Origin of the sequence: Citrobacter sp. H12-3-2 (assembly GCF_009649895.1) — a bacterium.
Classification (GTDB): domain Bacteria; phylum Pseudomonadota; class Gammaproteobacteria; order Enterobacterales; family Enterobacteriaceae; genus Citrobacter; species Citrobacter portucalensis.
This window is the reverse complement of record NZ_CP045837.1, coordinates 3,831,240-3,858,030: the sequence shown is the minus strand read 5'-3', so window position 1 is coordinate 3,858,030 and position 26,791 is coordinate 3,831,240. Positions and strand designations below refer to the sequence as shown.

The window sequence follows — 26,791 nt, the reverse complement described above, 5'->3', positions numbered from 1 at the left end:
TTTAAACGAGTATGTGCTCTGAGCTGACATGGCCTGCAGCATGATTTTTTCCTGAACACCAGGGGCAGACGCCTCTGGTATTGGCGTCTTTGCATCGCTGCCTGTCTGTCTGGTTAAGTAAAAAGTCCTACAGTGAAGTATGCACCGTTTGTTTATGTATCTTAAACGGGGTATTTATAGTGATATCAGCGTTAATCAAACAGGTACTGAGGTTAGCCCGTAGCCATGCGTCCTTTCCTGACAAAATTAAGAGTCTGGCTTCCACCACCACTCATCCTATTATTATTCCTCATCGCGGATGCGTTGACGGCGATCCCGCGTTTCACATTTGGCGCGGTGACTATCGTAATAAGTGCATTGTTGGCTAGCGTCAGTCTGGCGATGATACTGCATACCGCGTGGCAGATGCGGAAGAAACGTACGACGCTAAACCCACTGCATGCAGAGAAATCGACCACACTTGTTACTGGCGGATGTTATGCCTGGAGCCGCAATCCAATCTATCTTGGAATGAGTGGACTCCAGTTAGCTTTTTCTCTCTACGTTGGTAGCCTGATTGGAATATTGGCTGCACCGCTGTTTATACTGGTGGTTGCCAGATTACATATTGATTTTGAAGAGGAACAACTGCGAAAACATTTCGGGCCGGAATGGATACGCTATGAGCAGCGTGTTCGCCGCTGGTTATAGAATTCCCTTGCCGCGAACAAGGACGCCTGTGACGACACGATTCGTGCGTAATTGAATCCGGATGATGCAAAAATAGGCGTTTGATTCGCAAGGCCATTGACGCATCGCCCGGTTAGTTTTAACCTTCTACCCCGTGTTCACATTCGTGGGCATGTCCTTATCAGGGCCGATATAGCTCAGTTGGTAGAGCAGCGCATTCGTAATGCGAAGGTCGTAGGTTCGACTCCTATTATCGGCACCATTTCAAACTCTTCCCAGGTCTACCGAAATCAACGCAAACCCCGTTTACTGCGGTTTTCAGTGCGCATCTTATTTTTTCCGGGTAACCTGCACCACGTTCTTCGCATCGCCATTCTTGGTTGGTAGTTCAGAGGTCGTTAATCAGGCCTCGTCGAAATGGCTGATAATATCGAGCGGCCCTGTGCCAGGGCCGATTCATTTACTGAGCAGATTCAGCAGGATGTAAATGCAATACGCTTCAACCCCTCTACCGCTTTTTCGAGGTAGGCGCGTGGACATCCCATGTTCAGGCGGATAAAACCATTTCCAGCAGGACCAAAGCCATTTCCCATTGAAGGCGCAATACCGGCAACATCAAGCATTACCCATTTGAGCTGCTCATCATCCAGTCCAAGCGCTTTGCAATCTATCCACAGTAGATACGTTGCCTGGGAAGGAACAACCCGAGCCCATGGGAGATATTCATCAATTTGTTGAATAAACCAGCGTCGATTTTCAGCCAGATAGCCAAGTAAATCGTCTAACCATGGTGCACCATGTTGCCATGCAGCCGTACTCGCCTCGACGGATAGCGCATTGAATACATCCAGTCCATGCGCATCCAGACGGCGTAAAAAGTGTTCACGCAATGCCGGTGCCGGTATCAGAAAATTAGCAATACGCAATGTCGACAAACCAAACGTTTTACTGGCTGAAGTGGCTGAAATTACACGTGAATGCCAGCGTTCTCCCAGATGCAGAACTGAAGTAAATTGTTCTCCAGGAAGCAATAAATCTGCCCATATCTCATCAGACAGCAACGTTACATCATAGGTCTCGCATAGCGTAAGTAGCTGTTCCAGCTCCTGTGCAGACCAACAACGACCGGTTGGATTATGCGGATTACATAAAATCATCAACGGCGGACGTTCAGTCCGGAATAACATTTCCAGGTGAGCAAAATCCATTTGATAACCGGTAGCCGGGTCCTCATACAACGGAGTTTCCAGCAGCTGTCTGCCGTTCAGAGAGATAATTTTAGCGAATGAGCCATAATAAGGCCCCTGAACGACCACGCCTTCACCGGGTTGACTTAGCATTTGTACGAGTAGCGATAATCCCGGAACAACACCTTCAATACTGCAGATCCACTCTTGCTTGATTTCCAGCTGATGCCGGGTTGAGAACCATGAAATTAATGAATCAAAGTAGCTTTGTGGTCGTTCGCTGTAACCAAAAATACCGTGCCCGACGCGGTGAGTTAAAGCCTCCTGAACAGCGGGCGGGCAAGTAAAGTCAAAATCAGACACCCACATTGGCAACAGTTGATGTGTATCCTCGCCGAAATATCGCGCCATAAAGTCCCATTTCAACGAGGCGGTATCGTGACGATCGATAATCTTATTAAAATCCATTACATGCTCTCCCTATTCTGCTGCCGTAATATTTTTTTCTGTTTCTGCCACTGATGGCGCCTTCGCAATACCGATTCCCGTGAAACCGTAAATCAAGGCGAAGAAGATTGCGGCATAGCACTGAATCGCCCATGGCAATAAATCCAGCGTGCTCACTCCTAATGTCGTGGCCATATAAACTCCGGCAGCGGTCCACGGCAACAACGGCTCAATGACGGTGCCAGCGTCTTCAATGGTGCGGGACAGATTTTTGGTATCCAGTCCCATACGTCGATATGCGTCTTTAAACAGTTCAGCTGGAACCAGAAGAGCCAGCTTGCCGTCGCTTGTCGCTCCGGTCACCAGAAGGGTGGTACCAATGGTTGCCGCAATTAACTGACCGACACTGTGAATGACCGTCAGTAAGCGGTTAATGATAATGTTGAGTGCGCCGGTTAACGTTAAGGCACCGGCAAAAGAGAATGCGCAAAATACCAGAAGGATAGTGCTCATCATTGAGAACATTCCGCCGCGGTTCAGCAGGCGCGGAACATCAGCAATAATGCCCTCACTCCCTTGCGGGAACATAGTAATGTTGAATCCATCTATAAAGGCATCCAGTCCCTGCTTGATGCTGAGTCCTTGCATGACAACGCCCAGAATCAGGGCTAATACGCATGCACTCAGCATTAAAGGAATGACCGGCTTTTTACGAATCGCGCCCCACAACACAATAACCGGTGGCAAAATCAGAATGATATTGAAGTGGTATAGCGACTCCAGAGCGTTGACAATATCGGTAACCCGTTGCGGCGTGGCGACCTCGCCCAGCATATTGCTGTGGCCGGCAATAAGATAAACCACGGCGGCAAGCAGAAAGCTGGGAATGGTGGTCCATAATAAGTGCTGGATATGCTCGAAAAGGGTGGTATCTGCAACAATGGCCGCAAAGTTGGTGGAGTCTGACAGCGGCGATATCTTGTCACCGAAGTAAGCGCCAGAAACAACGGCACCTGCCGCTGCTGCCATCGAAACATCCAGTCCGGCGGCAACGCCCATCAATGCTACGCCAACCGTTCCGGCGGAACCCCAGGAGGTTCCGGTACACACCGATACGACGCTGGTCAAAAAGAACGCGGCGATGAGAATGTATTCGGGGCTGATGAGTTTAAGTCCCCAGTACACCATATAAGGGATGGTGCCGCTGAACATCCATGTACCAATCAGACCGCCGACACAGATAAGAATCATGATAACCGGCATTGCTTTGGCGAGTTTATCAACCACCGAATTAATGATGTCTTCCCAGCAATACCCTTGCCACCAGGCCATACCCGCGGCGACTGCAGCAGAACATAGCAACAAAGGCTCAATACGTAGCCCCATGATGCCGTAGCCAATAATTAACAGCAGTAGCATGGCTAAAATAGGGATTACTGCCAGTCCAAATGAGAGTGTTTTTTTCTGATTTTGAGAGGCATTCATTCATGAATCTCCAGTCTGTAAGGTCGCTCAAGAGTAGAGAACACCCTTTTGCCTGACTGTGATCGCTCATTGGCCCTCATGTAAGCGATTACATGAAAACGTTAAACTTGAAGTCGATCACAATTCAGGGGCTTGACGATTTACGCATTGATTTCAGAGAGAGGGGGGAAGAACAGAATCGCGGATCACTAAATCCGCAGTGAAACTATTCACGCTGGGACGCTGAGTTGCGCCCTTAAAAAGCTGTATCGCCAGCTGCGAAGCGCAGCGAGCCATGCGCTCAACGGGATAATGCATTGTTGTGAGTGCGGGGTAGAGATAGCGGGCCATCACCACATCATCAAATCCAACGATCGAAAGCTGCTGCGGAAGTGTAATTCCCTGCTGATGGAGGATGCGCATAATCCCGGCGGCCATTACATCATTAAATGTCACCGCTGCGGTGAAAGGAATGCCGCAATTAAGCAACTGATGTGCAGCGCGTTCGCCACCTTCTTCATTAAAGGGCACGCTAATCACCCAGTTTTTATCTGGCGTAATGCCATATTCGGCCAGCGCCTGGCGATAGCCTTCCAGCCGCTCACGGCGATCGATAATCGGTAAATCACTTGTCACGCAGGCAATACAACGGTGCCCCTGTTCCAGGAGATGTAGCGTGGCTGTTTTAGCTGCCTGACTATTTTCCAGCCACACGCAGCGATTGGCCATCCCGGCAATATAGCGGTTCACGACCACCATGGCAGGAAAATGAGCGGCATATCTCAACAGTTCCTTTTCAGAAAGCCTACTGGCATGGACCACAATAGCTTCACAGCCCTGGTTTATCAGGAAATCGAGTCCTGATTTTTCCATTCCTTCATCGTGGCCACCGCTGCATACCATCAGCCGAAATTGCTGCTGGCGTGATACTTCTTCCACGCCTCGGGCAAGCCTGGCAAAAAAGGGATCGGCAAGGTTGCCGGTCAATAACCCGAGCATGTCACCGCTGCGTTTCGCTAATGCAATAGCGGCGGCATTGCGATGATAGTTCAGTTCGCGCATGGCTTTTTCAACACGCTCACGCGTCACGGGTTCAACCCATGCGGTTTGATTAATAACACGTGAAACTGTTGCGGTGGACACTCCCGCTAACTCTGCAACATCCTTTATCGTTGCCATGCTGGCTCTTTACCTTTTTGATTCTTAAGAATTTGCTTATCGCTGGGTCTTTTCCTTATCTTATTCAGGTTGGGGGGATTTGTCACCGAGACATCCTCTGAGTATATCTACTCAGAGGCTTATTTTTAGTACTGAATAATTAAATACTATCCTGAGTATTATTATCCTTACATACGATATTCGATCATCCCGCTCTTTTGGGCCACCCAGTCATACAGACGTTGTCCACGGAGATTGGTTTCATGCGTATGCCAGTATAATCTTGACGCGTGGTGTTTTTTGGCTTGTTGTTGGACATACTCGATAAGCTGTTTACCGATATGTTGACCACGTACCTCTTCGCTAATAAATAAATCTTCGAGATAGCAATAGTTGGATTCTGCCCATGTTGAACGGTGAAAGAGATAATGCACCAGTCCCACTATTTTTCCATCATATTTGGCAACAGCACAATAAACAGGTTCGCTCGGGGTAAGGAAACGCTCCCACGTTAATTTTGTTACTTCATCTGAAATTTTAGTGCGATAAAATGTTTGATAGTTTATCCATAAAGGAAGCCAGCAGGCGTAGTCTTTTTGTTCTGCACTTTCAATAGTAACGGTATTCATGTTAGTCATATATATCCTGATATTTTATACGAGTAATGTGTTAGTATGATGATACTAAGAACTTTATAAATTCTCGTAAAGAGACACTTTCGATATATTGATAGGATCCACTTTTAGTATAAAGGTTAATACAATGAAGAAAAACAATGCGCCTTTATTTCAAGGATTTGTTTTAGGAAAAGGCGCGGTTAAGGAGCAGGTTTACCACATCCTCCGCGATCACATCCTCGAAGGGCGATTGCCGCCAGGAACAAAAATGCCGTCAACCAGGGCATTGTCCGAGATGATGTCAATTTCACGAAACTCAGCGATCGCCGGTTATGACAGGCTATTAGATGAAGGGTATATCCAGACCCGTAAAGGGTCTGGAACATATGTCTCACATAATATTCCGGATCGGAGTATCAGCAATAGCTATCCAAAGATGGCGTCGGGGGGCGTCGTCTCGCCTGATGAACAGGTTCACAGCCGAAATAATCCTGTTCGCGATTTGTGGTCAAATGAGTATGAAGGGCGCGGCATGAACCGCCTATTTGCGGTTGGTGTCGGGTGTACGGATCTCTTCCCGCATGCGTTATGGGGAAAGCTACTGCAACGTGTCTGGAGACAATCCCGGCATCAACTGGGCGCTCACACTCATCCTTGCGGGTACTTTCCATTGAGAAAAGCGGTTTGCCGCTACATTAAAACAACGCGTGGAGTGAACTGTAACGAAGAACAGATAATCATCGTAAATGGTATTCAACAGGCATTGAACATTACTGCACGAGCATTGCTGTCGGCAGGAAGTGACGTTTGGCTGGACGACCCGGGTTACAAAGGCGCCCGCGGAGCCTTCATGTCAGTTGGCGCGATGGTGAGGCCAGTACCGGTAGATAGCGAGGGAATGAACGTCCGCTATGGTATTGATCATTTTCCTGACGCTAAGCTGGCCTATGTCGTCCCGTCGGATCAATATCCATTAAGTGGAACGTTGTGTTTATCCCGACGTTTTGAGTTGCTGGAATGGGCGAAGTCGAATCAGGCATGGATATTTGAAGATGACTATAATAGCGAGTTCCGTTATGCCGACCGTTCTTTACAAGCTCTGCAAGGATTAGATCAGAATCAACGCGTAATCTACGCCGGAACATTTTCTAAAATGATGTACCCGGAATTCCGTTTAGGTTTTTTAGTTGTCCCGCCGGGTTTACAAGAACAGATTATGGTGACGAAATATTTTTCCGATCTTGGCACCAGTTATCTTGAACAGGCTGTGATGGCGAATTTTATTGAGGATGGTCACTATGCCAGTCATGTGCGCCGAATTCGTAAGGCATGCTATGAAAGAAGAACTGCGCTGGTCAATGCTATTCAAGAATACCTGGCTGATAAAATGATTGTGCAGCCTTCTGACTCTGGCGTCCATATTGTGTGCTGGCTACAAAACGGATTAACCGGAAATGAAGTTGAGGAGCAAGCCAGATTACTAGGGATGGGAATACTATCACTAAGTCGTTATTACCAGAGAGATGTATCACGACAGGGGATTTTGATTGGTTTTGCAAATCATCCGGTAGAGGCAATTGTTGATGGGATTCGCCGTTTGGCTCAGGTTATTTAAATTAAAATTTATTCCGCTCTTAGCATTAATGCAGTAAATACGTTTCTTTCGCTACGGGCAAAAATATAGCGCCTGTTTTTTGTACAATTAAAGAGTGTGGATCCGTTAAAAACACGCATTGTGGTTCTTTTGGGCCGCTCAGTTTGATCATACCCTGCGCTGGTTTAGTTCTGTTTTGTAAGAGGTACAGATATGCCGGGCGTCTTTAATCAATTCCAACAACCCGTAGGTATGACTTTGTCTGACTGGAAAGGCGCACCCTTTCCACAGGCTCAGCAAATTACAGGTCGCTATTGTAAGCTTGAACGCATTAACACCGAACGTCATGCAAAAGAGTTGTATGAAGCGTACTGCGAAGCAAGCGATTGTCGCGACTGGACATATCTGGCGGTCGGGCCTTTTGAAACTTTTGATGCCTTCCTGGTTTATTTAAAAAACATGGAAGAACAGACAGATCCGATGCATTTTGCCGTGATCGATTTAACCAGTATGAAACCTGTTGGGACGTTTGCTCTTATGCGGATTGATCCCGCAAATGGTGTGATTGAGGTAGGGCATGTTTCTTACTCAGTACGCATGAAACGCACACGAATTTCAACGGAAGTCATCTCATTGCTTTTAAAGTACGTTTTTGAGGATCTGGGCTATCGCCGCTTTGAATGGAAATGTGATGCCTTCAATGCGCCTTCCCGTAGGGCGGCAGAGCGCTTTGGCTTCAGTTTTGAAGGTATATTTCGGCAGGCTATCGTTACCCGTGGACGAAATCGTGATACCGCATGGTACTCAATCATCGACGGCGAGTACCCGACACTTCGACCTGCCTACGATCTGTGGCTCGATGAGGGTAATTTCGATAGCCAGGGACGGCAGATTCGGCGCCTTGGCGAACTGATGGAAAGGGGATAAAAAAGCTCCCCGAATAAACCGGGGAGCCAGAAAGCGTAGCGCACGCGCAGTATTATTTCTGCCGCGACTCCAGCCAGACCAGTGCCAGCGTGGAGAGTGCGCACATCAGCAGAATGCCGACAAACCAAAACAGATACCACATCGTACGGTCCTCCCTAGTAAAGTTCGTGATTGTGGCGGCGGATCGTTTCTACATTGATTCGTCCCAGCATTTTGTAATAACTCCACACGGTATAAAGCAGAACGATCGGTAGAAAAATCAGCACAATAACCAGCATGATACTGAGCGTCATCTGGCTGGAGGTACTGTCCCACACCGTCAGGCTAGAGAGCGGATACGCGCTTGAAGGCATCACAAACGGAAACAGGGTGATTCCGGCGGTGAAGATCACGCAGGCCTGGGTCAGTGAAGCGCACAGAAATCCCCATACGGCCCGACGTTGCCCGCAGGCATAGATCGCGAGCATCGGGAACATCATGCCAAGCAGCGGAATAATTAACAGCAGTGGTGACTGATAAAAGTGCGCCATCCACGCGCCCGGTGAGGTCGTTACCATTTTTAATAGCGGGTTGGAAGGACCATTCGGATCCTGGCTAAGTAGCACATAGCCGTCGATCCCCGTCCATAGCCAGTAACCGGCTAACAGAAAGCAGAGCACGACCAGCATTGCGCTACGACGGGTAGCAGAGAGCGCGCGTTGGTGAAGAATGCCGTCGGTCTTCAACTGGAGCCACACGCCCCCTTGCAGAATAACCAGCATCAGGCTTAATGCGCCGCACAGCAGCGCAAAGGGTGAGAGTAATTGCCAGAAAGTGCCCAGGTATTGCACATGAAGCTGTGGTGTGAAGATAAAAGGCACGCCCAGGAACAGGTTGCCGAACGCGACGCCGAAGATAACAGGAGGGACCAGGCTCCCGATAACCAACCCGGTGTCCCACATAGCACGCCAGTGCGCATTGGCTATTTTGCCGCGATAATCAAAGGCCAACGGGCGAAAGAAAAGAGCACACAGCACCAGGATCATCGCTACATAAAACCCCGAAAATGCGGCGGCATAGACCCGCGGCCAGGCCGCGAATAATGCACCGCCCGCCAGAATGAGCCACACCTGGTTACCTTCCCAGTGCGCCCCGACGCTATTAATCAACACCCGACGCTCATCATCGTTTCGCGCGATCAGCGGTAACAGGCAGCCGACCCCCATATCAAACCCGTCAGTGACCATAAAGGCCACCAGAATGATGCCAATCAGCAGCCACCAAATGAGCCGCAACGTTTCATAATCCAACATGATTGTCTCCTTTATCCCTGTTGTTGCGTTGGTTGCTGGTTATGCATTGCATCTGGACCAAGGCGCGCGTATTTCTGCATCAGGTAGACCTCAGCAATTAAAAACAGGGTGTAAAGCGTGAGAATTAGCCCCATCGAGAAGGCCAGTTGGCCTGCGCTCAGCGCGGAGTGGGCGTACCATGTCGGCAAAATATCCTGAATCGCCCACGGCTGGCGGCCAAACTCCGTCATAAACCAGCCAGTTTCGATGGCAATCCATGGTAGCGGCAGGCTCCACAGCGTCATGCGCAGTACCCAGCGATGCTGGTCGATACGCCAGCGTAAGGTCTGTATCAACGCAATCGCCATCACCAGTAGCAGCAGCGAACCGCAAGCAATCATGATGCGAAAGCTCCAGAACACGGGGGCCACTTGCGGAATGGCGCCGCGTTGCGCGGCCTGATATTGCGCTGGCGTAACGTGGTTCATGTCAGGCGCGTAGTTCGCCAGCAGGATGCCGTAACCCAGATCTTTCTCCACAGCGTGAAAAGCGTTCAGTACCTGAGGCGTTCGGTTACCTTTGGCAATTTCCTGCATCAGTAACCATGCCTCCCGGCCTCGCTGCAGGCGTGGGAGCGCGTCCGCCATCAGATTTTTGAGTCCTGGAACCGGGGTATCTAACGAGTGAGTCGCCAGGATACCCAGCAGGGCCGGTATCTTCACGGCAAAGGCGTTACGCTCTTGCTCCTGCTGCGGCCAGGCGATGACATGAAAGGGCGCGGGGGCCGGTTCGGTTTGCCATTCGCCCTCCATTGCCGCCAGTTTTACCGGCTGGAGCTGGGCGACCTCATAGGCTGAGCTATCACCCAGTTGTAGCGTGCCGAGGATAGCCAGCGTGCCAAAGACGGAACCCACCGCGAAGGAGCGCCGGGCGAACTCGCGATTGCGACCACGCAGCAAATACCAGGCGCTGATGGACATCACAAACATGGCGCCGGTGACATAACCGGACATCACGGTATGCACAAATTTCACCTGGCTGACGGGGTTAAAGACCAGCTCGCTAAAGCTGGTCATCTCCATGCGCAGGGTATCAATATTAAAGTGAGCGCCAGTTGGATATTGCATCCAGCCGTTGGCGTTGAGGATCCACAGGGCCGAGATGTTAGAGCCAAACGCAACCAGCCAGGTCACCAGTAAATGCTGATACTTGTTTAAGCACTGCCAGCCAAAAAAGAACAGCCCCACGAAGGTGGATTCAAGAAAGAAAGCCATCAGGGCTTCCATCGCCAGCGGGGCACCGAAAATATCACCCACATAGTTGGAATAAAGCGACCAGTTAGTACCGAACTGAAACTCCATGGTCAGGCCGGTTGCCACGCCGAGCGCAAAGTTAATACCGAATAGCTTTCCCCAGAAACGCGTCATGTCGCGGTAGACTGTTTTGCCGGTCACCACGAACAGGGTTTCCATGATGGCCAGCAAAAAAATCAGCCCCAGCGTCAGGGGAACAAACAGAAAATGGTACAGCGCGGTCAGCGCAAACTGCCAGCGCGATAAGTCAATGACGTCCCACATGCGAACTCCATCAGGCATTAGAGAGTGAATAGGTAAGGAAGAAAACGCCAGACCCGCAGTAGAAAAGTACGCGGGTCTAAAGAGGGGGATCAGGCAGGCGGGCCGGATGCCAGCCAGCCGCAGACTTCATCCAGGCGCTCGAGCGAGTCGAGCAGATCTTCCGGTGCGGCCAACACCAGTTCCGGCAACGGACAGATCTCATAACTCTCAAGCAGAAGCCCTTTCAGGGTATCCAGACAGCGAACATGCCAGACATGGCGCAGCGCCGTGGCGTCGATTTGGCTCTCGCCGTAGCCGATGGTGCGGATTTGAATGTGTCCTTCGCCGCACAGGCAGGCGAGGAACAGGCGATCCGCGTCGCTAATCGGCAGTTGGGTGAGATTAATGCTATGGGGTTGCGCTGCCGGATCGCGCACGTGCGCCAGCAGTTCCTGGGCCAGCGTCAGGCCATTCATCAACCCATCTATAGGCGGAGGCAGCAGGCTATCGTCCGGCAGCGTATTGATTGTTGCCGCCTGCCACAGCGCCCGTGGCGCGCTACCTGCTTCCAGATGTTCCTGCCATTGCCCCTTGTCATTCTGACAACGCACCCGCCAGATACCGCAGAAAATCGACTCCTGAATCTCGCTCGCCCTGCCGTCAGCATGCTGAATGCGCACGGAAACTTCGCCTTCGCCGAGTAGCGTATTCAGAAAGGTGAGATCGTCTGCATTGAGCGCGGATAAATCCCATCCCAGCACATCCTGTTTGGCGGGAATTCTCTGGGTGAGCTGGTGGCGCACATCGGCTAACAATGCCATCACCGCCGGGCTGTGCGGACAGTTTTCCAGTGTTGCCATGCTGGGGTCGCTGTTGACCTGGCAGGTGAGGGGCAAGGGGTTCATGCTGAAGCTGTCATCACCCGGCTGCGTTCCTGGCCCCAGCAGATGAAAAAAGGAATCGCTCATCATGCAGACTCCGGCGGTATACGTTCTTCAACGAGGGGACGCATCAGGTTGAGCAAGTCGGCCCACGGGTGGATACCGCTGAGAATGCCGCGCAGCTCACCTTGGGTAAACACCAGGGTAGCCGGAAAACGGAACACGCCAAAGCGATCGCCGATCTCCTCGCTGTGTTCAAGATCCGCCATAGCGATGTGCCAGTCAAACTGGGGAAACTCGCGGAGCAACTCGGCAATCATGACCGGGTTATCGCTGACTTCCGGTGTACGGCGAGGATCGCTACTGAGCAGGACCACGCCATCACCCACGCGGGTTATCCAGTCATCCAGTTCAGATGCGCTCAGCAGTTGCCAGCCCTTAGCCAGCATTCGCTGCCATAGCGCAGAAAACGGTTGGTCATTCAACATGTTAATTATCTCTCCAGCGTTACGCGATACTGGCGAATACGCACGCCTTCATAGTTTTCCATCGACAGGCAGTCATAGTTCAGGCAACGCGTTTCATCGCTTGTCTGTGGCGCAATGCCCCACGCGGCCAGTTGCGTAAGCGCGGCCTGTTCTGCCGCCGGGAGCTGAGCGCGCGCGATGTCGGTCAGGCTGCCGCCATAGTCGTCCAGCTGTACCGGCTGTAGTCCCACCAGAGCGATGTGCGCGGGGAGATGGCCGCGAATATCCGCCAGAGCCAGCACTTCAGAGAAGCTGTTCTGATGCAGACTCATTTTTTTAGCGCTGAGGTAACTCGGGACTTTGTCTCCGGCGTAAGTTTGCAGGGTTCCCGGCTCAAGCCCGTAGTCGATGGCGTCAAGCAGCAGCAAATGGCTGGCCTGCTCAACGTAGCCCAGCAGATTCAGTCCCTGCGTGCCGCCGTCAACAATCTCTACCGATTCTGGCCAGTGATAATGGGCGTACAGGCGCTCAGCGAGGCGAATACCAAACCCTTCATCTGCCCACAGCAGGTTGCCTAAGCCCATCACGATGACGTTAGGTTCGCTCATGACGCCTCCTTATCGTGCTGACCCTTGGGAAACTTATGGCTACGAAAGCCGTTAATCATGGTTGAGATGACGGTCTCGTCAGACATGATGTCCTCACGAATCGCCATATACACATGGCCTACGATGAAGGCGGCGATGAACCACATCCCTAACCGATGCCAACTGTGGATATCGAGAGAGTTCCCGCCGGTCCAGTAGAAAAACTCTGTCACATAGCGGAAAGGGGTAAAAATGGCGTACTGGCTATGTTCGCTGTATAAGGCAAAACCTGTGAGGATCATAAAAACGGAAAGCAGGAAATAACCGCACATCGCCGCCTGTGCGATGGGGTTATGACCGATATCATCTCCCGGTTTTTTTTCCAGAAACAGATACCAACGCACCACAGAATACGCACCCTGCCACCAACTGCGCCGCCAGACCGGCACGATAAACAGTTCGCGTGAATAGCGGTTACCGACGAAGGCCCAGTAAATGCGCATCAGCAGTATCACCGTGAACACCATGGCGGCGGCGAAATGCACCAGCCGAATGTCGCCCATATAGAACAGATAAGTGGCCTCACCGCTGACCGATGGCAGCGGTCGGCCAATGAAGTATCCGGTCACCATCAACACCAACATGCAGCCCACCGTCAGCCAGTGCCACAAGCGTACTGGCGCTTCAAACACATAGTGGCTGGTGGCGGTATCACGCGCCTCCCCGACGCGTGGGGATGTTTTTCCAGTCATCGTTCCGTTCCTTAACGCTTAGCGAACCTGGACGGCGATAAGCTCGCTGCCGTCGTCGCCGAGTACGTGGGTTGAACATGCCAGGCAGGGGTCGAAGCTGTGCAAGGTGCGCAGGATCTCCAACGGTTGATCCGGTATCGCCATTTGGGTGCCCATCAGCGCCGCCTCGTAAGCGCCAATTTGTCCCTTTGGATCGCGCGGGCTGGCATTCCAGGTGGTCGGCACCACGCATTGATACAGGTCGATCTTCTGGTCACGAATCGATGCCCAGTGGCCTAATGCTCCGCGCGGCGCTTCGGTAAAACCGATCCCGCGACAGTGCTGCGGCCAGCTTTCAGGCTCCCACTTTTCGGTATTTGCGGTAGCCAGATTGCCGTTTTTCAGGTTGGTCATCAGCTTGTCGAAGAAATATTGCAGCTTGCTCACGGCCCACTGCGCTTCGTGCGCGCGGCACAGAATACGTCCCAGCGTTGATTGCATACCCGACAGCGGCAGCTTGAGGGCGGACATCATGCGATCCACGGATTCAATCGTGGCGGCATCCCCTTTGTGATAGGCAATCAGCGTACGCGCCAACGGCCCAACTTCCATAGCGTGTCCCCGCCAGCGCGGGGCTTTAATCCACGAATAGCGTTCCTGTTCGTTGAGCTGCTTGATATCGGTATCGCTGCCTTTGACATCGCCCGGGTTGTACCAGGGTTCAGTAATCCCTTCGAACGGGTGGCGACCTAATTGATCGTCCGGATAACGATACCAGGCATGATCGACAAACTCCTGAATTTGCTGCTGATCGTTCAGGTCCACCGGCATGACGTTGTTAAAATCACCGTTAATCACCGCGCCGCCAGGCATCAATAGGCTCTTCGCGCTGAAGTCATTGGCGATATCCGGGAACGCGCCGTAGCTTAAGACGCACTTATCAGAAAGCCCGGTGCCAATCTGGCTCCAGGGTTTATTGAACTGGCCGATAGCCAGCGCGTCAGGCACCATGACGTTGTTGATGAAATCAGCGGTGCGGGTGATGATCGACTGCACCAGGTTCAGGCGTTCCATATCGACTGCGCCTACCGCGCCGCTCTGATCGATATTGATAGCGCACGGCATCCCGCCGACAATCCAGTTCGGATGCGGATTCTTACCGCCAAACACCGTATGGATTTTGATGATCTCGCGCTGAAAATCGAGCGCTTCCAGATAGTGGGCAAAGCCCATCAGGTTGGCCTCTGGCGACAGCTTGTACTGCGGATGTCCCCAATAACCGTTGCGGAAAATCCCCAACTGACCGCCTTCGACAAATTTCTTCAGGCGATTTTGAACGTCAAAGAAGTAGCCTGGAGAAGACATCGGCCAGGCTGAAAGGCTTTGTGCCAACTGCGATGTGGCGCGCGGGTCTGCTTTCAGTGCATTCAGCACGTCAATCCAGTCCATTCCGGCTAACTGGTAAAAATGCACCAGATGGTCGTGGCACCACAGCGTCGCCAGCATAATATTGCGAATGATGTTGGCGTTGTCGGGCACCTTTATGCCAATAGCGTCCTCAATGGCATAGACCGAGGCGAGCGCATGTACGCCGGTGCACACTCCGCAAATTCGTTCGACAAATGCCCAGGCATCGCGCGGGTCGCGCCCCTGTAGAATGATCTCCAGCCCGCGGAACATAGTGCCGCAGGAAACTGCGTTGGTGATGATGTTCTGCTCATTAATGTTCACTTCACAACGCATATGGCCTTCAATGCGCGTGATGGGGTCGACAACCAGGCGGCGACCGGCATTATTGACCGTATATCCCTGGGTTTGATACGAATTGCTCATGCCTGTTTATCCTTATTGTCTGGAGACTGTTGTCCGGCGTCGGCTAGTTGCTGTTTGTGGCGGTTGTGTTGATTGACGGCGCTGGCGACTGCGTGAACACCGACACCGGCCGCCACGACGCCTAGCGCGGTGAGGCCCACGGTATCGGCGGTTGAATGCGTCCCCATTTGTGGAATATCAACCACGCGGCTGTAGAACGAACCGCGATCCCAGAAGCCGTTTTCCGAACATCCCAGACAACCGTGGCCGGACTGGATGGGGAAAGAAACGCCACCATTCCAGCGGGTGGTGGAACAGGCGTTATAGGTGGTTGGCCCTTTGCAGCCCATTTTGTACAGGCAATAGCCTTTGCGGGCGGCGTCATCGTCCCAACTCTCAACGAACTCCCCGGCGTCAAAGTGGGCGCGGCGGTAGCATTTATCGTGAATACGCTGACCATAGAACATCAGCGGACGACCCAGACGATCGAGTTCAGGCAAACGATCAAATGTCACCATGTAGGTAATGATGGCGCTCATGACATCCGGAATCGGCGGGCAGCCGGGCACTTTCACGATCGGCTTATCGGTGATCACCTTATCGATCGGCGTAGCCTGGGTAGGGTTAGGCCGGGCAGCCTGCACGCAGCCCCAGGAGGCGCAGGTTCCCCAGGCGATAATCGCGCTGGCTCCTGCTGCGGCTCGTTTTAACTTTTCAATAAAAGGGCGCCCGCTGCTGATGCAAAACATCCCTTGCTCGCCCAGCGGAGGGTTGCCTTCGACGGCCAGAATGTAGCGGCCATGGTACTGGCGCAAAATGTCTTCAAATACCTCTTCGGCCTGCGTTCCGGCGGCGGCCATCAGCGTGTCGTCGTAATCGAGGGAAATCAGGGAGAGGATGACGTCTTTGGCAAGTGGGTGAGAGGAGCGGATAAATGATTCGGTGCAGCAGGTGCATTCCAGCCCGTGGATCCAGACTACCGGGATCCGGGGTTTGTTCTCTAGCGCCCAGGCAATTCTGGGCGTCATTCCGGCTCCCAACCCCAGCGATGTAGCCGCGAGGCTACAATATTTGAGAAAACTGCGTCTGCTTACGCCTTTGCGGCGCATCGCCTGATAAAAGGTCTCCTCGTTATTCGTATTCATAACACGCGTTTCTTCCCCCGTTGAGTTCTGGCGCATGCCGCCAGCGATATCTAAAAAAGCGTATCCGATCGGAAGGGAGAAACAATGCAAAGAGTGTGGTTATGTCCTATTGCGATATTTTCGTACCTGTTATCTGTTTTTCGCTTTCCAGGAATAAAAAAACGCACAGGGGGGATCGCCCTGTGCGTCGGGTTTATCGCGGAAGAACTTAAACCCCAAGGCGATCGCGTAAGCTGTAATATGCCGCCCCCATGGCGGTAAACGGAATGCGCAGGCTGCGGCCTCCCGGGAACGGGTAGTGCGGCAGGTTGGCGAACGCGTCAAAGCGCTCGGCATCCCCGCGCAGCAGTTCGGAAATCAGGCGTCCTGCCAGGTGAGTACAGGTCACGCCGTGGCCGCTGTAGCCCTGCATATAGTAAATGTTGGTATCAAGACGGCCGAACTGCGGCATACGAGACAGCGTTAACAGGAAATTACCGGTCCAGCGGTAATCAATTTTTACCCCCTGCAATTGCGGGAAGGTCTTCAGCAGTTTCGGCATTACCAGACGCTCAATATCGTCCGGATCACGAGCGCCGTAGACCACACCACCGCCGTACAGCAGGCGGTTATCCCCGGTCAGACGGTAGTAATCGAGCAGGTAGTTACAATCTTCCACACAGTAGTTTTTCGGGATCAGCGAGCGCGCCATCTCCGCCGACAGCGGTTCGGTGGTTAACACCTGCGTGCCGCACGGCATGCTGCTTTTTGCCAGCGCAGGTTCCAGTTTGTCACCGAGATAGGCGTTGCCCGCGACGATCACAAAGCGGGCCGTCACCTGGCCTTTTTCAGTGCTGACCACCGCCGGGCTGGTGTGCTGAATACGGGTGACTGGCGACTGTTCGTAGACGCGTCCGCCGTTCAGAGGAATGGCGTTAGCTTCGCCAATCGCCAGGTTCAGCGGGTGAATATGACCACCGCTGTGGTCGAGCAGCGCGCCGACATAACGATCGCTGCTGACTTCGCGACGAATTTCACTGCTGTCTAACAGTTCAAGCTGCGTGTTGCCGTAGCGTTCCCAGTTCGACTTCTGCTCTTCCAGCGTTTCCATCTGTTTGTGGTTCAGCGCTACAAACAGCCCGCCGGGACGATAGTCGCATTCGATCTGATAACGCTTGATGCGTTCGCGGATGATATTGCCGCCTTCAAACATCATTCCACCGAGCATTTTAGCGGCGTCCGGGCCATAGGTACGTTCGATGACGTCGATATCGCGACTGTAGGAGTTCACCAACTGACCGCCGTTACGTCCGCTGGCCCCGAAACCAATACGCGCGGATTCCAGTAGCACCACGTCATAACCCATTTCCGCTAAATGCAGGGCGGAGGAGAGTCCGGTATAACCACCGCCCACGACGCAAACATCACAGCTTACCGATTCGCTAAGGGGCGGAAACGGTTCGTACTGATTGGCGCTTGCGGCGTAATAACTGCTGGTATGTTCAGTCATGATTAAGACTCCAGGGAGATCCAGATGGTTTTCAGTTCGCTAAATTTTTCCAGCGCATGCAGGGATTTATCGCGTCCGTTACCGCTTTGCTTATAACCGCCGAACGGCACGGTCATATCACCGTCGTTGTAGTTATTCACGAAGACTGAGCCGGCTTTCAGGCGACGGCTCATACGATGGGCGCGCGACAAATCGCGGGTCCAGACCGCGGCGCCGAGGCCGTAGTCACTGTCGTTAGCCAGCGCCAGAGCTTCGGCTTCGCTGCTAAAACGGGTGACGACCAGTACCGGGCCGAAGATTTCATCACGGCTAACGTGGGCCTGCGGTGCGGTATCGACAAAAATCGTCGGGCCGATAGCGGCGGGATGTACGTGGCTGCGGCCATCCAGCGCCAGCGTGCCTTGCGCTTCACCGTCGCGAATAAACGTGTCTACGGTGTCGGCATGCGCATTGTCGATAAGCGTGCCCATCGTGGTTTCCGGATCCAGCGGGTTGCCAGGCTGCCAGTTTTTCGCCTGCTCTTTCAGCAGCGCGATAAATTCGTCGGCAATACTCTCTTCCAGCAGCAGGCGCGTACCGGCGATACAAACCTGGCCCTGGTTATAGAAGATACCTGCCGCTGCATTAGCGGCGGCTTTCGGCAGATCCGGGCAGTCGGCAAACACGATATTGGCGCTTTTACCTCCGGCCTCCAGCCAGACGCGTTTCATGTTGCTGTCGCCAGCATCTTTGAGCAGTTGCTTGCCGGTACGAGTCGAGCCGGTAAAGGTGATCACATCAACATCCGGATGTTGTGACAACGCCTGACCCGCTTCGTGACCATACCCGCTAACAACGCTGAGAACGCCATCGGGCAAACCTGCTTTTTTAGCCAGCGCAGCCAGGCGAATGGCGGTCAGCGGTGATTTCTCCGAGGGTTTGAGGATCACGCTGTTACCCGCAGCCAGTGCCGGGCCGAGTTTCCAGCAGGCCAGCAGCAGAGGAAAATTCCACGGTACGATGGCGGCAATCACGCCCACCGGTTCGCGCACAATCAGTGCCAGATCGTTCACCGAGGTAGTGGCAACTTCGCCATAGACTTTATCTATAGCTTCGGCATACCAGCGGATGGCGCGCGCCGCGCCGGGAATATCATCACGCAGGCTATGGCGAATCGGTTTACCGGTATCGAGCGTTTCCAGTAGCGCCAGCTCCTCGTGATGCTGCTCCATTAAATCGGCGAGTTTGTGCAGTACCGCTTTGCGCTCTGCGGGTGATGCTTGCGACCAGTCTCCGCGTTCAAAGACGGTACGGGCTGCGGTGACCGCGCGGTCCACATCCGCTTTTTTACCGCGGGCGACTTTAGCCAGAGGACGTTGTCCTGCCGGATCCAGCGTAATAAAGGTTTCGTTATCAGCGGCGGCACAATATTCGCCGTTAATAAATAAACGGGTCTCTGGTGAATAATGGCTGGCTTTCTCACGCCAATATTTAAGATTCTGAAAGTTCATAGCTACTCCTTTTATATCAATAAGATAAAGTTCGTTGCTGATCTTTTTCAGGCAAAATCAGGCTGCACGATGCCCCAGGGATGTACCCTGTTAATGCGCGTTATTTAAGAAGGCCTGAGAAACTCAGGCCGCTACTTATTAGAAAGTGGTGGGAGTGTGGGCACTGATGATGCGGCAGATCCCTGCCGAGGTGTTGCTGAAGCTGTGTGGTATGCCGGTGTTAATGGCATAGCTTTGCCCTGCAACAAGAGGATACGTTTGACCGTTGATGGTCAGTATCACTTCACCTTCCAGTATTGTGCCAATCTCTTCACCCTGATGTTTAATTCTCTCCCCGGTTGTCGTGCCTGGCTGATAGGTTTCAAACATCATTGCCAGCGTACGATTCGGATTTCCGTTGTGTACCAGCTTCATGGATACTCCCTGACTCCCGATCTCAATCAAATCATCCTGATTGATAACCACCTGCGGTTCGTCAGGCTTTTCCGGTTCCGCGAAGAACTCGGAGAGCGACAGCCCATATACTTTCAATAGCTTTTGCAGCGTACTGATGGCAGGACTGACTTTATCCTGCTCTATGGTGCTGATGGCGCTATGCGTTAACCCAGACAGTTCGGCGGCACGACGCTGCGAAAGACCCAATTGCTGGCGGATCTCTGACAAACGTTTACCCGGCGCCAGGCCGTCATCGCTCATAATTGCATTTCCTTAACTGTAGTGGTCAGAGTCGCTGTTTTTCAGCGAGGTGGTTCTGACAAGCGGTGATAAAACCTTCAAGTAACAAACGCGACAGGGCGTATTCGCTACTGTTCCATTCCGGGTGCCACTGCACGCCGAGCGCGAAAGGATGGTCATAGACGCTGGCAGCTTCCACTAATCCATCCTGCGAGCGTGCTTCCACGCGCAGCTGCGGGCCAAGGGTTTTTGCGCCCTGACCATGCAAGGAGTTGACCCAAAACGTGCTGCAACCTGGTATTAACTGAGATAGCAATCCTCCCTGTTGAACCTGGACTTCATGAGATGGTGCATATTGCTGCTCCACCGGGAGTTCCGCATCTTCACGATGTTCCAGGAACTGTGAGTGATCGCACAGGCGACGATACAGAGTCCCGCCAGTGGCGACAACTAATTCCTGCAAGCCCCGGCAGATGGCGAAAATGGGAATGCGCCTTTCGAGCCCGGCGGTAATTAGCGCCATGCTCAGAAGATCACGCCCGGGATCGGCGTCAGACTCATCGCCATTTTCACCATAGAGGTGCGGCTGCACATTGCTTGGGCTTCCTGGCAGGAAGATACCGTCCAGTTTCGGTAACAGCGCGTTCAACAATTCGGGTTCCGCAAGCGCATGGGGAAGCGCTATCGGTAATCCTCCGGCATTTAATACCGCATTCAGGTACTTTTCTTGCAGAGTCTGGGTCTGGTGACCCTTAAGCCTGTTCCTACACATCACTACACCAATAACTGGCTTGTCAAATATATTGCCCATGATCGACCTCACGTTTTGGAATAAATTATTGCCAAACGGTTCCTTGTTGTGCCATTCCGTTCATTATTTTCTCAATCTAGCAGCGGAATAACCTTCTAGCAAACTTAATTTAACATTTGACAAACAATTTGTTTGCATCCAGAGTCGAAGGGTGGACATTATATTTAACAGTCAAATCACAGAACAGCTTACCAGGCCAACGGCGGTGAATCATGGAAACCAATATCGTAGAAGTTGAGAATTTTGTTCAGCATTCTGAAGAGAGACGAAGTAGCGCGTTTGCGCGCGAAGTTAAGCAATATCTGGAACGCTATCCTAATACGCAGTATGTGGATGTGTTGTTAACCGACCTTAATGGCTGTTTTCGCGGTAAGCGCCTTCCCGTTGCGGGATTGCATAAGTTAGAGAAAGGCTGCTATTTCCCGGCATCCGTTTTCGCGATGGATATTCTGGGCAATGTGGTCGAAGAGGCGGGATTAGGCCAGGAGCTTGGCGAACCCGATCGGACCTGTGTACCCGTGGCAGGTACGTTAACCCCTTCGGCTGCCGATCCGGAATTTATGGCGCAGATGATGCTGACGATGCTGGATGAAGATGGCGCTCCCTTTGACGTTGAGCCGCGGAACGTACTAAACCGACTCTGGCAGAAACTTCGCCAGCGCGGTCTGTTCCCCGTCGTAGCGGTAGAGCTGGAGTTCTATTTACTCGATCGTAAGCGTGACCCCGAAGGTTATCTGCAGCCGCCATGCGCGCCGGGAACGGACGATCGTAATACCCAAAGTCAGGTTTATTCGGTTGATAACCTGAACCACTTTGCGGATGTGCTGAACGATATCGATGAACTGGCCCGTTTACAGCTGATCCCGGCTGACGGCGCGGTGGCTGAAGCCTCTCCTGGGCAGTTTGAAATCAACCTCTACCATACCGACAACGTGCTCGACGCCTGCGATGACGCGCTGGCGCTGAAACGTCTGGTACGGCTGGTGGCGGAGAAACATAAGATGCATGCCACTTTTATGGCAAAACCTTATGAGGAGCATGCCGGTAGCGGGATGCATATCCACATCAGCGTAATGAATAACAAAGGTGAGAACGTGCTGGCTGATGCGAATGGCGATGATTCCGCGTTATTAAAGCGTGCGCTTGCCGGGATGATTGATCTGATGCCCGCATCAATGGCGCTGCTGGCACCGAATGTGAACTCCTATCGCCGCTTCCAGCCGGGGATGTATGTTCCGACCCAGGCGTCCTGGGGGCACAACAATCGTACGGTGGCGCTGCGTATTCCCTGCGGCGACCGTGATAACCATCGGGTTGAATATCGCGTAGCGGGGGCTGATGCCAACCCGTATCTGGTGATGTCGACCATCCTGGCGGGGATCCTTCACGGTCTGGATAACGAACTGCCGTTACAAGAAGAAGTGGAGGGTAACGGTCTGGAGCAGGAAGGGCTGCCGTTCCCGATTCGCCAGAGCGATGCGCTGTGGGAGTTTATGCAAAATGACAGTCTGCGTGAACTATTGGGTGAGCGGTTTAGCCATGTGTATCACGCCTGTAAAAACGATGAGCTTATCCAGTTTGAACGTCTGATTACCGACACTGAAATTGAGTGGATGCTGAAAAACGCCTGACCGTTGTACAGGTCATTGAAAAGAAGTCGCATCATGCGGGCTGAGCGGAGCCAGCCCGTAAAAATTGCAGGAATACCTGCCATTTCCCGGATGTCGCGTAATGGAGCGCGGGCGACAACGGGTCTTCAGATAACCGACAGAGTTTGTGACGAGGAAATGTGATGATGCCAATGTTTAAAAACCCGCCCCGCGTGAGTATTCATGGCTCCCGCAGTAAATACGGACCGCATCTGTGCCGTACCCCATTGACGCCTTTTTTATGCCATTCCTCCCCGACACGACCCAGGTCTGCTGTACCCACGTTTCGAACGCAGATCTGGACTCGTAGCGGGGAGGAAAACTATGTCGACTAACTCTTCTGCGGATCATTCTGCCCAGCCGGGCAAAGCACAGCTGCGTAAATCCCTGAAGCTGTGGCAGGTGGTGGTGATGGGGCTTGCCTATCTCACGCCGATGACGGTGTTTGACACCTTTGGCATTGTTTCGGGTATTAGCAATGGCCATGTTCCGGCCTCCTACCTGCTGGCCCTGGCGGGAGTACTGTTTACCGCCATCAGTTATGGAAAGCTGGTGCGCCAGTTTCCACAGGCCGGTTCGGCTTATACCTATGCGCAAAAAGCGATCAACCCGCATGTCGGGTTTATGGTCGGCTGGTCGTCACTGCTTGACTACCTTTTCCTGCCGATGATTAACGTACTATTGGCGAAAATTTACCTTTCCGCGCTGTTCCCGGGGGTTGCGCCATGGATTTGGGTGGTGATGTTCGTCGCGATCCTCACCGCGGCCAATCTGAAAAGCGTTAATCTGGTAGCGAACTTCAATGCGCTTTTTGTACTGGTGCAGGTGGCGATCATCGTGGTGTTCATTTTCCTCGTGGTGCAGGGGCTGCACAAAGGGGAAGGGGTTGGGACCGTCTGGTCGCTGCAACCGTTTTTCAGCCAGAATGCGCATTTGATCCCGATTATCACCGGGGCGACCATTGTCTGCTTCTCGTTTCTCGGCTTTGACGCGGTGACGACCCTATCTGAAGAGACACCGGATGCTGCGCGCACCATTCCAAAAGCTATTTTTCTTACCGCGCTGTACGGTGGGCTGATCTTCATTGCTGCCTCGTTCTTTATGCAACTGTTCTTCCCGGACATTAGCCGATTCAAAGACCCGGATGCGGCGCTACCGGAGATTGCGCTATACGTCGGCGGCAAGCTGTTCCAGTCTATTTTCCTGTGTACCACCTTTGTGAATACGCTGGCTTCAGGTCTGGCGTCGCATGCCAGCGTTTCGCGTCTGCTGTACGTGATGGGCCGCGATAACGTCTTCCCGGAGAAGTACTTTGGTTATGTCCATCCCAAATGGCGTACTCCCGCGTTGAACGTCATCATGGTCGGGATTGTGGCGCTGTCGGCCCTGTTTTTTGACCTGGTGACTGCCACGGCGTTGATTAACTTTGGTGCGTTGGTGGCCTTTACGTTCGTTAATCTCTCCGTGTTTAACCACTTCTGGCGTCGTGAAGGACGCAAGCATACCTGGCAGGAGAAGCTGCACTATCTGGTATTGCCAATGGTCGGTGCCGCCACGGTTGCCGTACTGTGGGTGAATCTTGAGGTGACATCGCTGACGCTGGGTCTGGTATGGGCCGGCGTTGGGCTGGTGTATCTTGCCTGGCTGACCGGACGTTTTCGCAAACCGCCGCCGCAGTTTGACGCCGCGAAATCTGAGCGCGCCTGGGAGTGATGGAAGCTGAATAGGCCGTAGCATTCGGCTGAGTTGAGGTAAAAATGAAACACGGTATGTCGCGGCAAACGGTCGCGGCATACCTGCTTTAATTAAAGTCCCGCTTGTTTTAGGGAATAAAAAAACCGGCACGGGAGCCGGTAAGTAAATCAATGTAGGAATATAATTATTATTATAATTACTGAATTATAATTCAGCCAACTCAATAGGAACGGGTTTCCCTATATGGTATCCCTGTAACCAACCAATACCCATCGTAATTAGCATCTTTTCAATTTCCTCATTTTCAACAAACTCAGCGACTACTTCCATGTTTTTGAGTTTTGCTACTTCGCAGAAGGATCTGACGGCGCATCGACTAAATTCATCGGTCAGTATGTTACGGATGAAGGAACCATCAATTTTCAGAATATCTGCGTCTAACGTTCGTAGTCGTGAATAGCTTGATGCTCCTGTGCCAAAATCATCAATAGCAATTTTAGAACCGGCTTTACGTAGTGCTCTCAGAACATCAGTGACATTAGCGTTGTCAATAATATCTGATTCAATAACTTCAAATATTATACGTTCAGGTGTTATTGAGTATTTTCTGAACAATGTAAAAACATTATCAAGAAAATCAATTTTATTAAGCGAGTCAGGCGTCAGATTAATGGAGAAGTGACTGTTTGGGTCAGATTTCTGCCGTGACTGTATAAAACGAAATGTTTGCTCTATAACAGTGATATCCAGCGCAGGAAGTAATCCTGCCTCGCGAGCAACCGGTAGGATGGTGTCTGGAAAGATTAACTTGCCATCAACCATTTTTATCCGAATAAGTATCTCGTGATAACGTGTCAGTCCCGTGGTTGAAACGATCGGCTGAACAACCAGCATCGTTGATACGATGGGTTGAGCCATAAGCTCAAACGACTTTCTGTCAATTGCCTTTTGCAACATATGACGAATGACAGCCTGGCTGACAATTTTATCACCTGGCACTTGCGGGCTGAGTAACAACGGTTGCCCCTGCATTAACGAGATGTAGCTTTGGGTATTAAGATGCTTAATTGCTTGAGATAAATTTTTAATCAGGTTTTTCTCGGTGGTATACGCCACACCACAAGATAGCCCTAATTGGTAGTCCTTCCAGATAAAACGAAAAGAGTTTAGGTCTTTGTAGAGATCAGGAATGTCAGGGACAGCATTAAGGCGAAGAATTATTCCATGACCTGGTGCGTAATAAATGTCACCTGTACCCTTAATCAATTTACGTACATATGCACTTAGCGCTTTTACAAATTCAAAACGGAATTCTATTCCGTGAGTTTGCTCCAGCGTATTCAACTCTGTACAACGGATGTAACACAAGCACTCTGTTGCGTGTTTACGGATGTCCATTTGCAGGGCCTGAAAGTTAGGCAGTCCGGTGTTAGGCTCTGATCTAAAAAGTTGTTTGAGGCGGCGGAGATATTTTCGGTTATGAACCACAAGTACACCGGTAACAACAATCGTAATAGAAAAGACAAACACTATCGTGGAGGAAATCACGAGACTATGTACATAATTATTATAGTTAGCAGGTGGAATATAACTGTTTATATAATATCCCAACAGGATGAGCATTGTTACCCATACAGGGGATATCAAAGCATGGCCAATACAGATCACTCCCCATAGCATTACTGGAAGTAACCACAGTAATGAATAGTCTGTAAATATAAGAATATCCTCTCTGATGACGATCAAAGCGGACATAATGCACAGTAACAGCACCAGCCATAATACTTGATACAGAATAGGAGGGCCGGATTTTATCAGCGCCTTTACTTGTCTAATGTATAGAATGCACCATGCAGGATTTTGAACGCTTCTAAGCAACAGATAACAAAAAGGGATGCCAGTCAGGCAAGAGTTCATCAGCCACTGTAAGTTAATTAATGTTTGTAGTGTAAAAAGGTTTGCGATCGATGCAGAGGCTGTGTTCGATTGGAACCAGTGATCAATTGAGATGAATAGTAAGGCGTTGCAACACACGAGCCAGACAATACGCAGGGTTGTAAGCTGGCTACGACCAAAGCTAACCGCGCCTCGTTTGCCTGTCGAGAAAAAGTAGAGTGTCTGGCTAATGAGTGCAGCCAGTAGCTGAGCCGTTAGTGTGAATACCGAAGATAAAGAGTAAGAGTAAAGCGCATACAAGAAAAAGGCAGCCAAAATTGGCAGCGCCTTTTGCCGGTATAAAACCAGCAGTGCAGAAATGAGAGGTAAAGTGAGATCGTAAAAATGCAGTGTTATACCCGCAACATCCTCTTGCTTACTGAGATGACCTGCGACCAGCTGTAATGCAAAAAACGCGATGCCGACACAAAAATAGTCTCTAATTGTATTAATGAAATTTATATTTTCCGCTTTTCTTAGCAATATCATCATTCGCAATTCTCAGTGAGTTATCACCGTTCTCGATTTAAGTCA

At 51.7% G+C, this 26,791-nt stretch carries 23 protein-coding genes and 1 tRNA gene; 6 read left to right on the top strand and 18 right to left on the bottom strand.

What is annotated here, in order from left to right; genetic code table 11:
- Positions 1-225: 225 nt before the first annotated feature.
- On the top strand, positions 226-690 hold the full coding sequence (locus GHC22_RS18450) for an isoprenylcysteine carboxylmethyltransferase family protein (RefSeq protein ID WP_153753699.1): 465 nt from the start codon (positions 226-228) through the stop codon (positions 688-690).
- 165 nt (positions 691-855) lie between these two features.
- Positions 856-931 (top strand) — tRNA-Thr (locus GHC22_RS18445).
- Between the two features lie 211 nt (positions 932-1,142).
- Here the strand turns inward: GHC22_RS18445 and GHC22_RS18440 are convergent.
- From GHC22_RS18440 to GHC22_RS18425, 4 genes are all read right to left on the bottom strand, one after another.
- Entirely contained in the window at positions 1,143-2,324 is a 1,182-nt protein-coding gene (locus tag GHC22_RS18440) for a MalY/PatB family protein (RefSeq protein ID WP_153753698.1), read from the bottom strand.
- Between the two features lie 12 nt (positions 2,325-2,336).
- A complete protein-coding gene (gene nhaC, locus GHC22_RS18435) occupies positions 2,337-3,788 on the bottom strand; it encodes a Na+/H+ antiporter NhaC (protein WP_048226419.1) in 1,452 nt (483 codons plus the stop codon).
- A gap of 153 nt (positions 3,789-3,941) precedes the next feature.
- Complete coding sequence (locus GHC22_RS18430; protein ID WP_008783828.1) at positions 3,942-4,946, bottom strand: LacI family DNA-binding transcriptional regulator; 1,005 nt, start codon at positions 4,944-4,946, stop codon at positions 3,942-3,944.
- Between the two features lie 167 nt (positions 4,947-5,113).
- On the bottom strand, positions 5,114-5,563 hold the full coding sequence (locus tag GHC22_RS18425) for a GNAT family N-acetyltransferase (protein ID WP_153753697.1): 450 nt from the start codon (positions 5,561-5,563) through the stop codon (positions 5,114-5,116).
- 124 nt (positions 5,564-5,687) lie between these two features.
- Between GHC22_RS18425 and GHC22_RS18420 the strand changes: the two genes are divergently transcribed.
- A complete protein-coding gene (locus GHC22_RS18420) occupies positions 5,688-7,157 on the top strand; it encodes a PLP-dependent aminotransferase family protein (RefSeq protein ID WP_153753696.1) in 1,470 nt (489 codons plus the stop codon).
- Between the two features lie 192 nt (positions 7,158-7,349).
- The gene (locus GHC22_RS18415; protein WP_032942443.1) at positions 7,350-8,063 is read left to right on the top strand and encodes a GNAT family N-acetyltransferase; all 714 of its coding nucleotides are present in this window, start codon (positions 7,350-7,352) and stop codon (positions 8,061-8,063) included.
- Positions 8,064-8,115: 52 nt separating this feature from the next.
- On the opposite strand, the gene cbdX is transcribed toward GHC22_RS18415, so the two are convergent.
- From cbdX to puuD, 13 genes are all read right to left on the bottom strand, one after another.
- Positions 8,116-8,205 carry a cytochrome bd-II oxidase subunit CbdX gene (gene cbdX / locus GHC22_RS18410; protein WP_003830863.1) on the bottom strand — a complete coding sequence of 30 codons (90 nt, stop codon included), beginning with the start codon at positions 8,203-8,205 and terminating at the stop codon, positions 8,116-8,118.
- 13 nt (positions 8,206-8,218) lie between these two features.
- Positions 8,219-9,355: a cytochrome d ubiquinol oxidase subunit II gene (gene appB, locus GHC22_RS18405; RefSeq protein ID WP_032942444.1), complete on the bottom strand. Its 1,137-nt coding sequence runs from the start codon at positions 9,353-9,355 to the stop codon at positions 8,219-8,221.
- Positions 9,356-9,366: 11 nt separating this feature from the next.
- Positions 9,367-10,911, bottom strand: coding sequence for a cytochrome bd-II oxidase subunit 1 (gene appC, locus GHC22_RS18400; RefSeq protein WP_153753695.1), 1,545 nt, complete (start codon positions 10,909-10,911; stop codon positions 9,367-9,369).
- A gap of 89 nt (positions 10,912-11,000) precedes the next feature.
- Positions 11,001-11,858: a hydrogenase expression/formation protein gene (locus GHC22_RS18395; protein WP_153753999.1), complete on the bottom strand. Its 858-nt coding sequence runs from the start codon at positions 11,856-11,858 to the stop codon at positions 11,001-11,003.
- Positions 11,858-12,259 carry a hydrogenase-1 operon protein HyaE gene (gene hyaE, locus GHC22_RS18390; protein ID WP_153753694.1) on the bottom strand — a complete coding sequence of 134 codons (402 nt, stop codon included), beginning with the start codon at positions 12,257-12,259 and terminating at the stop codon, positions 11,858-11,860. The genes GHC22_RS18395 and hyaE overlap by 1 nt, the downstream gene beginning before the upstream one ends.
- A 5-nt stretch (positions 12,260-12,264) precedes the next feature.
- Entirely contained in the window at positions 12,265-12,846 is a 582-nt protein-coding gene (gene hyaD, locus GHC22_RS18385; protein ID WP_128612361.1) for a hydrogenase 1 maturation protease, read from the bottom strand.
- The gene (hyaC, locus tag GHC22_RS18380) at positions 12,843-13,577 is read right to left on the bottom strand and encodes a Ni/Fe-hydrogenase b-type cytochrome subunit (RefSeq protein ID WP_032942451.1); all 735 of its coding nucleotides are present in this window, start codon (positions 13,575-13,577) and stop codon (positions 12,843-12,845) included. The genes hyaD and hyaC overlap by 4 nt, the downstream gene beginning before the upstream one ends.
- An 18-nt stretch (positions 13,578-13,595) precedes the next feature.
- Positions 13,596-15,389: a Ni/Fe-hydrogenase large subunit gene (hyaB, locus tag GHC22_RS18375; protein ID WP_048236028.1), complete on the bottom strand. Its 1,794-nt coding sequence runs from the start codon at positions 15,387-15,389 to the stop codon at positions 13,596-13,598.
- Positions 15,386-16,513 carry a hydrogenase 1 small subunit gene (gene hyaA / locus GHC22_RS18370; protein WP_153753693.1) on the bottom strand — a complete coding sequence of 376 codons (1,128 nt, stop codon included), beginning with the start codon at positions 16,511-16,513 and terminating at the stop codon, positions 15,386-15,388. The genes hyaB and hyaA overlap by 4 nt, the downstream gene beginning before the upstream one ends.
- A 208-nt stretch (positions 16,514-16,721) precedes the next feature.
- Positions 16,722-18,002 carry an FAD-binding oxidoreductase gene (locus GHC22_RS18365; RefSeq protein WP_153753692.1) on the bottom strand — a complete coding sequence of 427 codons (1,281 nt, stop codon included), beginning with the start codon at positions 18,000-18,002 and terminating at the stop codon, positions 16,722-16,724.
- A 2-nt stretch (positions 18,003-18,004) separates the two neighbouring features.
- Positions 18,005-19,492: an aldehyde dehydrogenase PuuC gene (puuC, locus tag GHC22_RS18360; RefSeq protein WP_048236025.1), complete on the bottom strand. Its 1,488-nt coding sequence runs from the start codon at positions 19,490-19,492 to the stop codon at positions 18,005-18,007.
- Positions 19,493-19,630: 138 nt separating this feature from the next.
- Entirely contained in the window at positions 19,631-20,188 is a 558-nt protein-coding gene (gene puuR, locus GHC22_RS18355) for an HTH-type transcriptional regulator PuuR (RefSeq protein WP_003830877.1), read from the bottom strand.
- A gap of 25 nt (positions 20,189-20,213) precedes the next feature.
- The gene (gene puuD / locus GHC22_RS18350) at positions 20,214-20,978 is read right to left on the bottom strand and encodes a gamma-glutamyl-gamma-aminobutyrate hydrolase (RefSeq protein WP_149607802.1); all 765 of its coding nucleotides are present in this window, start codon (positions 20,976-20,978) and stop codon (positions 20,214-20,216) included.
- 212 nt (positions 20,979-21,190) lie between these two features.
- On the opposite strand from puuD, the gene GHC22_RS18345 reads away from it, so the two are divergent.
- Entirely contained in the window at positions 21,191-22,609 is a 1,419-nt protein-coding gene (locus tag GHC22_RS18345) for a glutamine synthetase family protein (RefSeq protein WP_153753691.1), read from the top strand.
- 342 nt (positions 22,610-22,951) lie between these two features.
- Complete coding sequence (locus GHC22_RS18340) at positions 22,952-24,340, top strand: APC family permease (RefSeq protein WP_153753690.1); 1,389 nt, start codon at positions 22,952-22,954, stop codon at positions 24,338-24,340.
- Positions 24,341-24,526: 186 nt separating this feature from the next.
- Here GHC22_RS18340 and GHC22_RS18335 read toward each other — a convergent pair whose 3' ends face one another.
- Positions 24,527-26,749, bottom strand: a complete 2,223-nt coding sequence (locus GHC22_RS18335) for an EAL domain-containing protein (protein ID WP_153753689.1) — start codon at positions 26,747-26,749, stop codon at positions 24,527-24,529.
- Positions 26,750-26,791 lie beyond the last annotated feature (42 nt).

Coding starts and splice junctions, on each gene's coding strand:
- GHC22_RS18450 (WP_153753699.1), top strand. CDS start 226: ATGCGTCCTTTCCTGACAAAATTAAGAGTCTGGCTTCCACCACCACTC.
- GHC22_RS18440 (WP_153753698.1), bottom strand. CDS start 2,324: ATGGATTTTAATAAGATTATCGATCGTCACGATACCGCCTCGTTGAAA.
- nhaC (WP_048226419.1), bottom strand. CDS start 3,788: ATGAATGCCTCTCAAAATCAGAAAAAAACACTCTCATTTGGACTGGCA.
- GHC22_RS18430 (WP_008783828.1), bottom strand. CDS start 4,946: ATGGCAACGATAAAGGATGTTGCAGAGTTAGCGGGAGTGTCCACCGCA.
- GHC22_RS18425 (WP_153753697.1), bottom strand. CDS start 5,563: ATGACTAACATGAATACCGTTACTATTGAAAGTGCAGAACAAAAAGAC.
- GHC22_RS18420 (WP_153753696.1), top strand. CDS start 5,688: ATGAAGAAAAACAATGCGCCTTTATTTCAAGGATTTGTTTTAGGAAAA.
- GHC22_RS18415 (WP_032942443.1), top strand. CDS start 7,350: ATGCCGGGCGTCTTTAATCAATTCCAACAACCCGTAGGTATGACTTTG.
- cbdX (WP_003830863.1), bottom strand. CDS start 8,205: ATGTGGTATCTGTTTTGGTTTGTCGGCATTCTGCTGATGTGCGCACTC.
- appB (WP_032942444.1), bottom strand. CDS start 9,355: ATGTTGGATTATGAAACGTTGCGGCTCATTTGGTGGCTGCTGATTGGC.
- appC (WP_153753695.1), bottom strand. CDS start 10,911: ATGTGGGACGTCATTGACTTATCGCGCTGGCAGTTTGCGCTGACCGCG.
- GHC22_RS18395 (WP_153753999.1), bottom strand. CDS start 11,858: ATGAGCGATTCCTTTTTTCATCTGCTGGGGCCAGGAACGCAGCCGGGT.
- hyaE (WP_153753694.1), bottom strand. CDS start 12,259: ATGTTGAATGACCAACCGTTTTCTGCGCTATGGCAGCGAATGCTGGCT.
- hyaD (WP_128612361.1), bottom strand. CDS start 12,846: ATGAGCGAACCTAACGTCATCGTGATGGGCTTAGGCAACCTGCTGTGG.
- hyaC (WP_032942451.1), bottom strand. CDS start 13,577: ATGACTGGAAAAACATCCCCACGCGTCGGGGAGGCGCGTGATACCGCC.
- hyaB (WP_048236028.1), bottom strand. CDS start 15,389: ATGAGCAATTCGTATCAAACCCAGGGATATACGGTCAATAATGCCGGT.
- hyaA (WP_153753693.1), bottom strand. CDS start 16,513: ATGAATACGAATAACGAGGAGACCTTTTATCAGGCGATGCGCCGCAAA.
- GHC22_RS18365 (WP_153753692.1), bottom strand. CDS start 18,002: ATGACTGAACATACCAGCAGTTATTACGCCGCAAGCGCCAATCAGTAC.
- puuC (WP_048236025.1), bottom strand. CDS start 19,492: ATGAACTTTCAGAATCTTAAATATTGGCGTGAGAAAGCCAGCCATTAT.
- puuR (WP_003830877.1), bottom strand. CDS start 20,188: ATGAGCGATGACGGCCTGGCGCCGGGTAAACGTTTGTCAGAGATCCGC.
- puuD (WP_149607802.1), bottom strand. CDS start 20,978: ATGGGCAATATATTTGACAAGCCAGTTATTGGTGTAGTGATGTGTAGG.
- GHC22_RS18345 (WP_153753691.1), top strand. CDS start 21,191: ATGGAAACCAATATCGTAGAAGTTGAGAATTTTGTTCAGCATTCTGAA.
- GHC22_RS18340 (WP_153753690.1), top strand. CDS start 22,952: ATGTCGACTAACTCTTCTGCGGATCATTCTGCCCAGCCGGGCAAAGCA.
- GHC22_RS18335 (WP_153753689.1), bottom strand. CDS start 26,749: ATGATGATATTGCTAAGAAAAGCGGAAAATATAAATTTCATTAATACA.